This window comes from Streptomyces sp. NPDC046197, assembly GCF_040646295.1.
GTDB lineage: Bacteria > Actinomycetota > Actinomycetes > Streptomycetales > Streptomycetaceae > Streptomyces.
Window position 1 is genome coordinate 189,548 of sequence record NZ_JBEYZY010000008.1, and the last position, 12,101, is coordinate 201,648.

Consider the following 12,101-nt stretch of genomic DNA (forward strand, 5'->3'; position numbering starts at 1 on the left):
GCCGCCGGCACACCGGGCGGCGGCCACGGCCGCTCATGTGGTGGTGTCCGGCAGCTCGCCGGGCCGGCTGAACGGCACGCCCGTCCCGGCGATCGACAGCGAACGGGACCCGGCCGGTACGGGTTCGGCCAGCCAGCGCTGGGCGGTGGAGCCGTCACGGACCTTGACGACGATGTCGGCGTCCGGCTTCCCGCTGGTGGAGGTGAGGGCGAGCCCCTCGTCCCAGCGGGGCAGCAACTCCCCCCGCACCGTGAGGTCGTAGCGCACGTCCGGCGCCCGCCCGGTGCCCGCGTCGGCACAGGTGCCGATGATGACGACACCGGCGTCCGCGTGGGAGTCCAGGCACAGGCCGGGATCGGCGACGCTGCGCAGCAGCCCGTCGTTCTCCAGCGACCACTGCTGCGTCCACGTAGCGGAGCACGCCGCCAGCCGGGCGGCGGCCCCGGCCTTCGGCTCGCCCCGGATGTCGAGGCACAGGCCGGCGGCGGTGTTGCGCAGCCGCGTCCGCCGGGCCGCCGTGGACGGCCCGGCCGTCCCGGCCGACGCGGACCCGGCGGGCGGGGCATGGAAGTCGGTACCGGGTGCCGTCCCGTGTCCGCCGGTCACCCCGTTGGTCGTGGCCGGGGCGGCGCCGCCGTCGTGCGACCACAGGCTGACGCCGAGCACGGTCGCGAGCAGCCCGGCCGACGCCAGCCCGAGGCCCGTGCGCAACGCCCGGGAGGACCGGGGCCCGCCGGGGACCCGGCGGCCGGGCGCCGGAATCCGGGACAGCAGCCGGTGGCGGCCGGTGCCCGACGAACCTCCGCCGCCGTGCCGGGCGGATCCGCTCTGTCGCGTGCCGTGCTGCCCGCGGCCCGGGCGTGAGTCCAGGTAGCGGCGGGCTCCCCAGCCGAGCACGGCCTCGGCCAGCAACAAGCCCAGCCCGCTTTCGAAATGGCTCAGTTGTTCGGCTGCGTCCCGGCAGTAACGGCACTGCGCCAGATGATTCCGGACATCGGGCAGCAGGGCGCCGCCGCGCCGAATGGGAACGTCCAGAAGCCGGTTGTAGAAGCGGCAGTCGTCGGTCGGCGCGAGTTCCCGGTGGGCGCGGACACAACCCTGGCGGAATTTCTCCCGCGCCTCTTCGCAAGCCGCCGCCGCGATGTCGGCGTCCAGGCCGAGCAGATCGGCCGGAACGGACAGGGACTCGGCCTCCGCCTCGGTGTGCCACAGCAGACAACGGGCGGCTGCGGGAAGAGCCTCGAAAGACCACTGGGCGAGCCTGCGATTTTCCGGTGTCATGGACACCGCAGCTCGCATGCCCCGGCCACCGGCGGGTTTGCGCAGCTCCGGGAGAACACCGGACATGCCGTCCGCGGCCGCCCACTGCCGGACGGTGTCCCGCACGGTCACCAGGAGCCGCGGGCGCAGCGCCACGCCCGGTTCGCCCAGCTTCAGGCGGTCGAAGACGTGGTGGAAGGCGGCCGCGGTGGCCATGGCGGCGATCTGCGCCGCGGAGGCGAGCAGATCACCGCGTAGTCGTGGACCGGCTGCCAGTGCCGCGCGATCAGCAGTGCGACGGACTGGGCGACCTCGCCGTCCGTACTGCCTCTCAGCCGGCCGGCGAGCAACTCATCGGATTCTCCCGGAATCCCGCCGGGCGGCGGGTAGGGAGGACGCGGGGGGTGGGGGGTGAGCACGGAGCGGATTCCTTTGGTGCGTACCTGTTTTTTCATGCGGCGCGAAGTGGCGCGAATTCACCCGGCAGGCAAACGACTCGCCCCTCCAACTTCCCACGGAGAACCGGCCATTGAACCGCACATGGGTGGCTCACCCTTGCACAACTCGGTGACGGCCAACAAGGCGCATGGGCCACATCCGCAGCGTTGACAGAAATTCAGAAAGTCGGCACCACAGGATTCCTTGCCTCGGCTTTCGTGCTCCCCCGCGCCCGGGTGAAGCACGCGCATACACCGGCGCCCCACGCACACTCGTGCCGCCCGCCGCCGGCACGCCTCACGTCGGAACGCCCGTCGTCGTTCCGTCCGTCTGCGGGCGGCCTCCGGTGGTGTCGCCACGGTTGCGAACCGACAATGGTCGTCCGGCCTGCGAACCGTTCACACCGCACCGGCCGCTGCCCACGGCGAAGGAGAACAGGATGACCCGCTCCGTCGTGGTCGGCATCGATGGTTCCCCGGACAGCCTTGTCGCGGGCGAGTGGGGCGCACAGGAGGCGTTCCGTCGACGTCTCCCCTTGCGTCTCGTGAACGTCGCGCCGGCCCTGGACCGTGACGTCACCGAGCTGCCGCTCACCCTGTCATGGCGCCTGACGGGGGAGGAAGTGCTGCAACGGGCCGAGGTCGAGCTGGCCGCGGGGTATCCCGGCCTGGCGATGAACAGCGTGGAGGTCTCCGGTTCCGCCGCGGCCGTCCTGCTCTCGGCCTCCCGGACGGCCGAGCTCCTCGTCGTCGGCGCGCGCGGGGACGGCGGGTTCGACGGTCTCGCGGTCGGCTCGACGGCGCTGGCCACCGCGAGCACCGCCTCCTGTCCCGTCGCCGTCGTGCGCACCGGGCCCACCGCCGCACACCATGTCGCGGAGGTGTCCGTGGGTGTGGACGTGGGACGCGCGGCCGAGGCACCTCTGGGCTTCGCGTTCAGCGCCGCCCGGCTCCGGGGTGCCCGGCTGCGTGCGGTGCACGCTTGGGCGCTGTGCGGGGCCTGGCCCGGGCCCGTGCTCGGAGTGCCGGAAGAGGACCGAGGGGCGTGGGAGGACGAGGAGGTCCAACGGCTGTCCGATGTGCTCCAGGGCTGGCGGGAGAGGTATCCGTCGGTCGCGGTGCTGCCGGATGTCGTGCTCCTCCACCCGGCCGACGCGCTGGTGCGCGCCTCGCAGCGAGCCGACCTGCTCGTCCTCGGCCGCCGTTCGAGCCCGCGGACGGCCGAGCGGCGGCTGGGCCCGGTGGCCCACGCGGTCCTGCATCACGCCCACTGCCCGGTGGTCGTCGTACCGCACACGTGACCCTGTGCCGGGTGCTCAGTGGCCCAGGGGCTAAGGCGCTGAGGCACTCAGGCACTCAGGCACTCAGGCACTCAGGCACTCAGGTGCCGAAGAACACGTCGAACTCGGCATACAGCTCCGCGGGTACGCGTTTGTTCGTCCTCGCATCCGCGAGCGGTATGCGGACGATGTCCGTGCCGCGCAGGGCCACCATCGTGCCGAAGTCACCGTCCTTGACCGCCTCCACGGCGTGCAGACCGAAGCGGGTGGCGAGCCATCGGTCGTAGGCACTGGGGGTACCGCCGCGCTGGACGTGACCGAGCACCGTCGTGCGGGCCTCCTTCTTGGTGCGGCCCTCGATCTCCCGGGCCAGCCAGTCGCCGATCCCGGACAGCCGCACGTGCCCGAACTCGTCGCGCGACTCGTCCTTGAGGACCATCTGCCCGGCCTTGGGCACCGCGCCCTCCGCCACGACGACGATCGGCGCGTAGTTGATCTCGAAGCGTCTCTCCACCCAGGCGCACACGCGGTCGAGATCGAACTCCACTTCCGGGATGAGGATGGCGTTCGCGCCCCCGGCGACGCCCGCGTGCAGAGCGATCCAGCCGGAGTGCCGCCCCATCACCTCGACGACGAGCGTGCGTTTGTGCGACTCCGCGGTGGTGTGGAGGCGGTCGATGGCCTCGGTCGCGATGCCCACGGCGGTGTCGAAGCCGAAGGTGTAGTCGGTGCCGCCCACGTCGTTGTCGATGGTCTTGGGCACGCCGACCAGGTCGATCCCGGTCTCGGACAGCGTGTGCGCGACGCCGAGGGTGTCCTCGCCGCCGATGACGACGAGGGCCTCGATCCCGTGGGCGGCCAGGGTGTTCTTGACGCGCTCGATGCCCTTCTCCAGCCGGAGGGGGTTGGTGCGGGAGGAGCCGAGAATCGTGCCACCGAGGGGCAGGATCCCGCGCACCGCCCGGACGTCCAGGGGCCTGGTGACGTCCTTGACCGCACCGCCCCACCCGTCCACGATCCCGACGAACTCCCAGGCGTATTCCTGCACGCCTTTGCGTACGACACTGCGGATCACCGCATTGAGACCGGGGCAGTCACCGCCTCCGGTCAGCACTCCAACCCGCATCGTTCTCTCCCTTGCCCTGCGTCCACCGTGATCGCGCACCAGTGGTGCGGTGTGCCACGGTGATCGCCCCCACCTGCCCCAGCGGCCCGGCCCTGAGCGGCGCAACCGGCTGTATGTAGATCCATGACCAGCTTGTGCAGATCTATGACCAGCTTGAACCCATATGGGACGGGACGCACGGCATTCTTCGCGGCCGACGCGGACGGGCTTCAGATCTGCCAGGAACGCAGCCGGTCGGCGGCGCCGTAGACGTCGGACTTGCCGGACGTCAAAGAGCGCGCGAGGTCGACGAGGGCACCGTAGGGCGGGTCGATGCCGACACCGCTGACGAACATGTACGCCACGGCCGTCGCGCAGGCGAAGCGGGCGTTCGCCGACGGCAGCGGCTTGAGCACGGCCAGGGTGTGCAGCAGCGCGGCGGCCCGCCATGCCGGGTCGGAGTCCACGCCCAGGCGGGGCGGGTCGACGCGATGGCGGGCGACGGCGGCCACCAGGGCCGAGAAGTCGTTGATCGTGGGCTGGTCCGGCAGGACTTCCTCATGCCGCTGCAGCAACCAGGGCACGTCGATGTGGATGACTGGGGTCATCGGTCAGGCGGCCCGCCCCTCGCCCCTGCTGGGCGGCTCGTCCTCGGGGAAGGCCGCCGCGAATTCGTCGGCGTGCGCGGTGAAGAAGCGGCGGAAGGCCTCGGCGCCCTCCTGCAGAGCGCGGTGCCGGGCTATGTCGGCCGCCGCCGCCTCGCGCACGAGTGCCTTCATCGACGTACCGCGTTCCTTGGCGATCTGCCGCAGGTCCTCAAGCTCGCGGTCACTGAACTCGACATTGAGAGCTGGCATGCCCCTCACGGTACCGCTCGGGTACTGACTCGTAAATAGCCCCAGGTCAGGGCCATTCCATGCGGTACCGCAGGAATCGAACTCCAGGTCCGATTCCCGCCGGGGACGCCGCCCGTACAGCGCGAGACTCGAAGGGAACCGGCCTTGAGGACCGGGACTCGAGCAGACCACCGACACGAAGGACACCGGTCATGACCCTCACCACCGACGGGGCCGTCCGCCGGGTCGCCTGGGCAGCAGGCGCGGGTACAGCGCGGCGCGCAGGGCGGCGACCGGTGCGGGCAGGTCGTGGGTGAAGTAGCAGTACTCGCCGGAGCCGAAGCGGTGGCGCGCCATGTCGACGGTGGTCCGGAACAGCTCCGGCTCGTCGTACAGCGCGGCCAGGTCCCGGCGCCCTGGCCGGACCGGCTCGACGAGTGGCTTGCCCGGTGCCACGCGGCCGGGCAGGACCGCTCGGCGCAGATCCTGCTGCGCTACGGCGAGGGCGACTGGAACGCCCTGCACCGCGACGTGTTCGGCGAACTGGTCTTCCCGCTCCAGGTGGTCGTCGGTCTTGCACCGCCCCGCCGAGGACGCCACCGCCACGCGCGAGCGAGTCCAGGTCGAAGCGGTAGGTGCGGACGCCGAAGATGGTGGTGCAGGTGTCGGTGGTCCGGCCGCCGACGCGCAGCTCGGTCCTGAGCCGGTAGCGGTGCGGAGCGGCGAAGTCCCACAACTTCGGTCGTGTCACGGTCAGTTCATGGGTCTGTGTCTGCCGGCCGTCGACGGTGACGGTGACGGTGGAGGCCGTACGGGCCACGGTCCGGCCGTCGGGGTCGACCACCGTCGACGCGATCTCCACCTGGGCCGTCGCCCCCGACTCGTTGACGACGGAGGTCTGCACCCGGACCACGGCCCGCTCGGCCGTGACGTCGGGCGTGGTGACGCAGGTGCCCCAGCGCGCCACGTGCACCGGCTCGGTGATCACCAGGCGGGCCTCACGGTAGATGCCGCTGCCGGAGTACCAGCGGCTGCTGGGAAGCTGGTTGTGGACCTTGACCGCGAGGACGTTCTCGGTGGTGCCGTCGGTGTGCAGCAGGTCGGTGAGGTCGAACGCGAAACCGGTGTAGCCGTAGGGGTGCCGGCCGGCCTCGGTGCCGTTGCAGTAGACGTACGAGTCCATGTAGACGCCGTCGAACTCGACCGAGATCCGCTTTCCGGCACATGCGGGCGGCAGCGTGAAGGCGAGGCGGTACCAGCCCAGGCCGCCGGGGAAGAAGCCGGTGCCACTGGTGGTCCCGTGGTCGGTGGTGGGGGTCTGCTCGACGCTCCAGTCGTGCGGCACGGCGACCCGGCGCCAGTCCGAGTCGTCGTAGCCCGGTTCGGCGGCGTCCGCGTAGGCGCCGCTGGGATCGGTGATGCCACCCGGGTTCACCAGCGCGAAGCGCCAGCCGTCGCGCAGGGCGACGGTGCTGCGCCCGGGCGCCTGCCTCCCGGCGTCCGCGGTCCCCGCGGCCTCGGCGGCCGGGGCACCCATCAGCGCACCGGCCGCCGGGGCTGCCGTGCCGGCGATCAATACCGATCTGCGCGTCACCGTCATGCGGCTCTCCCTACACTCCTCAGCGGGGCCCAGAAGTACTCACAACTGACCGCGAACAAACAGATTCTGACGGTATGGCACACGCGACCGTCAAGAGTGCGACGCGCACTTCGGTCACAGAGGTGATCGGCGGTCGGCCGGCGGGCGCATCGCCCCTTTCGGGCGGTTCGACGGCTCCGGCAGGGGGTTGCCGTTTACGCCGGGCCGGGACGCACTAGGCTGGAACTCAAGTGACGCGCCTGTTTACCGTGAGTGTGCGCGATGGAGTGGCGACGATGAGCCCGGTGTATCCGTTCGACGATGCCGCCACGGCACGGGCCGTCGTCGACGAGCACGGTGTCCTCGTCGAGTGGAACGAGGGCGCGCGCCGGCTGCTCGGCTGGTCACCGGAGGAGGTCGTGGGGCGCCCCGCCGCGGATCTGCTGGTCGGCGGCCCGCGCACCACCCTTCCCGAGGAGCGCCGCTGGAACGGCACGCTCACCCTGCGCCACCACGACGGCCGCACCGTGTCCGTCTGGGTCCTGGTCCACCACAGGCGACCCGAGGAGGGCGGCGACTGGCTTGTGGTCACGCCGCTGGACGGCGGCGGTCCGCCACGGCCGGACGACCCGCTGACCCGGGTCGGGCTGACCCAGTCCCCCTGCGCCGTCGCCATCTACGACGACCGGCTGCGCCTGCACGGGATCAACGCCGCCATGGCCGAGGTGATCGGGGTGCCCGGGGAGCGCCTGCGGGGTCTGCGCATGTCCGAGATCGGCGGTCGCCCGCAGAGCGAGGACATCGAACGGCACATGCACCGGGTGCTCAGCACGGGCCGCGGCCACGACGTGCGCACCTACGTGCCGATCGGCGGCGACAGCCGGAGCAACGTCTGGCTGGCCCGCATGTCCCCGGTCACCGACGACGAGGGCCGGGTGCGGGGCGTGTGCGTCGCCGTCCACGACTTCGCCGAGCAGTACCGGGCCCGGGAACGGCTGCAGCTGGTCAACGAGGCGAGCGTGCGGATCGGCACCACCCTCGACGTCGCACGGACCGCTCAGGAGCTCGCCGACGTCTGCGTCCCGGCGCTCGCCGACTTCGTCAGCGTCGACCTGCTGGACCCGCCGGAGCTCGGCGGCGAAGGCCACATCGGCCCGCTGCGCCTGCCGCTCGGCCTGCGCCGCGCCGCCCACCGGTCGGTCACCCCGGGCAGCCCCGAGGCCGTGACCATGCCGGGGCAGCTGGAGGCCTTCCCCGGCAGCTCGCCCCAGGGCGCCTCCCTGCTGGCCGGGCAGTCGATCGTGGTGTCCAAGGAGACGGGCGATCTGGAGAAGTGGCTGTCCTGGGATCCGACGCGCAGCAGGCGGATAGCCCAGTACGGCATCCACGCCACGATGTCGGTGCCCATCCTGGCCCGGGGCGTGACCCTCGGGGTCGCCGTCTTCACCCGGTTCCGGCAGCCGGGGCCCTTCACCCCCGACGACGTGCTGCTGGCCGAGGAGGTCACGGCTCGCGCCGCCGTCTGCATCGACAACGCCCGGCGCTACTCCCGCGAGCGCGAGACCGCTCTGGCCCTGCAGCACAGCCTGCTGCCCCGCACCCTGCCGCGCACGGCCGCGGTGGACGCGGCCTCGCGCTATCTCCCGGCGCGGGCCGGCGTGGGCGGCGACTGGTTCGACGTGATCCCGCTGTCCGGGATGCGGGTCGCCATGGTCGTCGGGGACGTCCTCGGGCACGGGCTGCAGGCCTCGGCCAGCATGGGCCGGCTGCGCACCGCCGTGCGCACCCTCGCCGACATCGACCTGGCGCCGGACGAACTGCTCACCCACCTCGACGACCTGGTCACCCGGATGTCCGCGGAGGCGGGCGGCGAAGACCACCCCGGCGAGTTCGGCGCGACCTGTCTGTACGCGGTGTACGACCCGGTCTCCCGGCGCTGCACGCTGGCCAGCGCCGGGCACCCGTCGCCTGTGCTGTGCCCGCCCGACGGCCGGCCCCACCGCGTGACGCTGCCGTCCGGACCGTCGCTCGGCCGGGGCGGACTGCCGTTCGAGAGCGCCGAACTCGACCTGCGCGAGGGCACCGTCCTGTCGTTCTACACCGACGGGCTGCTGGAGAGCCGTGAGCGGGACGCCGACGCGAGCAACAGGCTGCTGTGCGAGGCGCTGGCCGACCTGACCGGCTCGCTCGACGAGGGCTGCGACCGCGTCCTGCACACCCTGCTGCCGCCGGGCGGCGCCTCGGACGACGTGGCCCTGCTGCTGGCCCGCACCCGGGGCCTGGCGCCGTCCCAGGTGGCCACCTGGGACATCCCCGCCGACCCGTCGCTGGTCGCCCCGATCCGCAAGCAGGTCGTGGAGCGGCTCGAGGCGTGGGGCCTGGACGAGGCCGCGTTTCCCACCGAGTTGGTGGTGAGCGAACTGGTCACCAACGCGATCCGGTACGGCATCCCGCCCATCCGGCTGCGGCTCATCCACGACGAGGCGCACCTGATCTGCGAGGTGTCCGACACCAGCCACACCGCTCCGCACCTGCGCCGGGCCAAGACCTGGGACGAGGGCGGCCGCGGTCTGCTGCTGGTCGCGCAGCTCACCCGCCACTGGGGCAGCAGGCACACCACCGAGGGCAAGACGATCTGGGCGGAGCTGAGCCTCACCTACGAGGAGTGAGGCTGCCGCGGCGTCTCAGGAGGGGCCGGCCAGCCAGGGCCTGACCTGGCGGCGCGCCTCGTGCAGCCGCGACTTCAGGGTGCCGAGCGGGATGCCGACCCGCTCGGCGACCTCGGCGTACTCCAGCTGGCAGATGTCCCGGTACACCAGCGGGGCGACCAGGTGCGGGTGCTCCCGCTCCAGCCGGTCCAGCGCCTCCAGGAGGTCGATTCGGGATCCGGCGATGACGCTGGTGGTGCGCGGGTCGACGTACTGCGAGGGCTCGATCGTGGCGGGCTGCTCCGCGGCACGGCGCTTGAGCTCCCGGTACTTCTGCCGGGAGCAGTTGGCCACCACGGTGTGGAGCCAGGTGCCGAAGCGGCTGCGGCCCTCGAAGGTGGAGATCTTCCGCGCGATCTGCAGGAGCACGTCCTGGGCGGCCTCCTCCGCGTCCTCGCGGCAGGGCAGGAAGCGCCCGCAGCGCCGGAGCACCTCCGGCCGTACCTCCTGAAGCAGCTCCTCCAGCGCCGCCCCGTCGCCGGCGGCGGCGCGCCGGGCGAGGTCTTCGGTCAGCGCCGTGTTCAGCACCGGAGGTCCCCCTTGGAGTCGATCTCAGGCCAGGCCTGATAGTCGCATGCAGTCCCTCTCGCGGATCGGGCGCTACCGCCTCGAACGGCGCCTGGGCACCGGCGCCTTCGGCACGGTGTGGCTCGCCCAGGACGATGTGCTCGACGCCCCGGTGGCCGTCAAGGTCCTCGCCGAGAACTGGTCGCACCGTCTCGACGTCCGGGAGAGGTTCCTGTCCGAGGCGCGCCTGCTGCGCAAGGCCGACTCGCCCCGCGTGGTGCAGGTCTACGACATCGGTGAACTGCCCGACGGCAGGCCGTACTTCGTCATGGAGTACGCCGACGGGGGCACCCTCGCCGACCTGGCGGAGCAGGGGCCGCTGCCCGTGCCCGAGGCGCTGCGGCTGACCGCGCTGGCCGCCCGGTCGGCGCACGCCCTGCACGAGGCGGGCATCGTGCACCGGGACGTCAAGCCCAGCAACGTGCTGCTGCGCACCGCGCCGGACGGCACCCGGCGGGTGCTGCTCGCCGACCTCGGCCTGGCCAAGAGCCTGGCGCAGGCGTCGGGGCTCACCCTGGCGGCCGGTTCGGCCGGGTACCAGCCGCCGGAGCAGGCCGAACCGGGGGCGGGCATCGACGCCCGCGCCGATGTGTACAGCCTGGGCGCGGTCGGATACGAGCTCGTCACCGGCACGGTTCCCGCCGCGCCCGGACAGGTCGTACGGCCGGACCGGTTGAGCCCCGGCCTGGATCCCGGGGTCAGGCGGGCCCTGATGCGTGCGCTGGAACCGGACCGCGAGCGGCGCTGGCCGACGGCGGAGGCGTTCGCGGACGAACTGGAGCGGCTGACGGTGTGCCGGCCGCCCGCCGCGGGGCCTCGACGGCGCGGGAAGGCCGCGCTCCTGAGCGCCGCCGCGGGCCTGGTCGCCGCCGCCGGTGTGGCCCTGGTCCTGGTGAACGGGCCGTCTACGGCGCCCGATGTCCGGGTCACGGACGCGACCGGCCGGGTCGTGGTCGACGTGCCGGGTGGCTGGGCACGCCAACTGCGGGACTCCGGCTGGGATCCCAGGGCACTGGGGCTTCGCCCGGGGCACGAGCCGGGGCTGGCCGTCGCCGGGGACCTGGCCCGGTGGCAGGACCTCGGCGCGGACGTCAGTGGGGTGTTCGTCGGGCTGAGCGAGCAGGGCGACGTCACGGCCCGGGTCGCGTCCCTCGCCCACGCCGGCTGCCGTTACGACGGCAGCCGCGCCTACACGAGCGCCCAGTGGCACGGGCGGATCCGGGCCTGGAGCGCGTGCTCCGGCGGCGGCCGGCTGACGGAGACCGCGCTCGTTGCGGCCAACGGCGCCCAGCAGCCCCAGGTGTACGTGCAAGTGCGTCAGCACGGCGGCGACGACGCGACCGACCGCATACTCCGCTCCCTGCGGGTCACCTGACCGACGTACGGACGGGCGCACGTGCGGGGCACCACCACGTGCGGGGCGGCACCGCGTGCGGTGGACTGCTGCGGGGCAGTACTGCCTGCGGTGGGCTGTCCCGTGCGGAGAGCCGGAAGACGTACGAGGAAAAGGCGGGCGGCCCGCGAACCTTTCGCCCGGCCCGTGCATCGGACACTGATGACGGCGCACGAGGCGCCGGACGCACGCGCCGATCGCGTGCGGTGACCTCCAGGAGTGTGGAACATGGCGCACACGTCCCAGTCCCTCCAGCGGGCGGCCCTGCTCGCGAGCGCGGTCGCCGTGCTGGGTCTGCTGACCGCCTGCGGCAACGGCGACGGCACGGCGAACACTCCACAGAAGGTGTCGGGCACCGCCGCGCCCGCCTCCGGTGACACCTCCTCCGGCGGGATGCCCACCGGTGACGCCGAGTCCGGCGGCGGCGCCGCGCCGAGCGGCACGGCAAGGGGCTCCTCCGCGGGCAGCACGACCGGCACCGGCACCACCACCGCGGCCAAGAGCACCCGCTGCCACACCTCCGAGCTGAAGGCGTCGGTGGGCCGCAACAATCCGGGGGCGGGGCAGGAGAACTTCCCCGTCGTCCTGACCAACACCTCCGGCCGTACCTGCACGGTGCGCGGCTATCCCGGGGCCGCGTTTGTGGACGCCTCGGGCAAGCAGCTCGGCCCGGACCCGAAGCGCTCGGCGGGCACACCCACGACAGTGACGCTCAAGCCGGGCCGCAGTGCCTGGGCGGGCCTGACGTTCTCCAACCCCGAGGTCAGCGGGGCGAGGACGGCCACACCCTCGGCCCTGATCGTCACACCACCCGACGAGCGCGCGCACCTCACGGTGACGTGGACGGCCGGCCAGGTGCCGGTGGGCGGCAACGCCTCCTCGGTGTTCCTGACGGTCTTCAGCCCCGGCACCGGAGCCTGAACCACCGGGGACGCA

General features: G+C 72.7%; 8 protein-coding genes and 4 pseudogenes. 5 read left to right on the forward strand and 7 right to left on the reverse strand.

The genetic code is table 11. The annotated features are described in order from the left end of the window. Positions 1–33: 33 nt before the first annotated feature. Positions 34–1,679 (reverse strand): annotated as a pseudogene (locus AB0A61_RS14225) (RICIN domain-containing protein). Between the two features lie 458 nt (positions 1,680–2,137). Between AB0A61_RS14225 and AB0A61_RS14230 the strand changes: the two are divergent. Further along, positions 2,138–2,998 (forward strand): universal stress protein, encoded by an 861-nt coding sequence (locus AB0A61_RS14230; protein WP_361291282.1) that lies wholly within the window; start codon positions 2,138–2,140, stop codon positions 2,996–2,998. 79 nt (positions 2,999–3,077) lie between these two features. Here the strand turns inward: AB0A61_RS14230 and AB0A61_RS14235 are convergent, their stop codons facing one another. The 4 genes and pseudogenes from AB0A61_RS14235 to AB0A61_RS14250 form a co-directional block, all read right to left on the reverse strand. Next, complete coding sequence (locus AB0A61_RS14235; protein WP_361291284.1) at positions 3,078–4,103, reverse strand: 6-phosphofructokinase; 1,026 nt, start codon at positions 4,101–4,103, stop codon at positions 3,078–3,080. A 209-nt stretch (positions 4,104–4,312) separates the two neighbouring features. Beyond that, the gene (locus tag AB0A61_RS14240; protein ID WP_361291287.1) at positions 4,313–4,690 is read right to left on the reverse strand and encodes a toxin Doc; all 378 of its coding nucleotides are present in this window, start codon (positions 4,688–4,690) and stop codon (positions 4,313–4,315) included. A 3-nt stretch (positions 4,691–4,693) separates the two neighbouring features. After that, the gene (locus tag AB0A61_RS14245) at positions 4,694–4,939 is read right to left on the reverse strand and encodes a hypothetical protein (protein WP_361291290.1); all 246 of its coding nucleotides are present in this window, start codon (positions 4,937–4,939) and stop codon (positions 4,694–4,696) included. A 231-nt stretch (positions 4,940–5,170) separates the two neighbouring features. After that, positions 5,171–5,329, reverse strand: a pseudogene (locus tag AB0A61_RS14250) (proline hydroxylase); the annotation flags it as partial. On the opposite strand from AB0A61_RS14250, the pseudogene AB0A61_RS14255 reads away from it, so the two are divergent. After that, positions 5,327–5,494: pseudogene (locus tag AB0A61_RS14255) on the forward strand (2OG-Fe(II) oxygenase); the annotation flags it as partial. The pseudogenes AB0A61_RS14250 and AB0A61_RS14255 overlap by 3 nt on opposite strands. Before the next feature lie 40 nt (positions 5,495–5,534). Here the strand turns inward: AB0A61_RS14255 and AB0A61_RS14260 are convergent. Continuing rightward, positions 5,535–6,518, reverse strand: a pseudogene (locus AB0A61_RS14260) (sugar-binding domain-containing protein); the annotation flags it as partial. Positions 6,519–6,793: 275 nt separating this feature from the next. On the opposite strand from AB0A61_RS14260, the gene AB0A61_RS14265 reads away from it, so the two are divergent. Next, a complete protein-coding gene (locus AB0A61_RS14265) occupies positions 6,794–9,166 on the forward strand; it encodes a SpoIIE family protein phosphatase (protein ID WP_361291293.1) in 2,373 nt (790 codons plus the stop codon). A gap of 15 nt (positions 9,167–9,181) precedes the next feature. Here the strand turns inward: AB0A61_RS14265 and AB0A61_RS14270 are convergent, their stop codons facing one another. Continuing rightward, entirely contained in the window at positions 9,182–9,733 is a 552-nt protein-coding gene (locus AB0A61_RS14270) for an RNA polymerase sigma factor (protein WP_361291296.1), read from the reverse strand. A gap of 46 nt (positions 9,734–9,779) precedes the next feature. On the opposite strand from AB0A61_RS14270, the gene AB0A61_RS14275 reads away from it, so the two are divergent. Next, positions 9,780–11,147, forward strand: coding sequence for a serine/threonine-protein kinase (locus tag AB0A61_RS14275; RefSeq protein ID WP_361291299.1), 1,368 nt, complete (start codon positions 9,780–9,782; stop codon positions 11,145–11,147). Positions 11,148–11,393: 246 nt separating this feature from the next. Then, positions 11,394–12,086: a DUF4232 domain-containing protein gene (locus AB0A61_RS14280; protein WP_361291302.1), complete on the forward strand. Its 693-nt coding sequence runs from the start codon at positions 11,394–11,396 to the stop codon at positions 12,084–12,086. Positions 12,087–12,101 lie beyond the last annotated feature (15 nt).